General features: G+C 68.5%; 1 protein-coding gene. It reads right to left on the bottom strand.

The window, feature by feature from the left end:
- Positions 1-387: Mur ligase family protein (locus tag GR212_RS36715; RefSeq protein WP_246726263.1), on the bottom strand; the 387-nt coding region annotated here is incomplete at both ends.

Genomic DNA, 387 nt, shown 5'->3' with positions numbered 1-387 from the left:
GAACGGCATGCGGTGCAGGAAGTCCACGAAGGCCGACTTGAGCCGGCCGAAGTCGTGGCCGTAGGTCTCCATGTGGTCGGCATCGATGTTCGTCACCACCGCCATCACGGGGAGCAGGTTGAGGAACGAGGCATCGGATTCATCGGCCTCGACCACGATGTAGTCGCCCTGCCCCAGCTTGGCGTTCGCGCCCGCGCTGTTGAGGCGCCCGCCGATCACGAAGGTCGGGTCCAGGCCGGCTTCCGCGAGCACGCTGGTCACGAGGCTGGTGGTGGTGGTCTTGCCGTGGGTGCCGGCGATCGCGATGCCGCGCTTGAGGCGCATCAGCTCGGCGAGCATCAGCGCGCGCGGCACCACCGGGATCTTGCGCTCGCGCGCGGCCAGCAC

It is taken from the genome of Martinezella lusitana (assembly GCF_010668395.1).
In the GTDB taxonomy this organism is placed as follows: domain Bacteria; phylum Pseudomonadota; class Alphaproteobacteria; order Rhizobiales; family Rhizobiaceae; genus Rhizobium; species Rhizobium lusitanum_A.
This window is presented reverse-complemented; position numbering and strand designations above follow the sequence as displayed.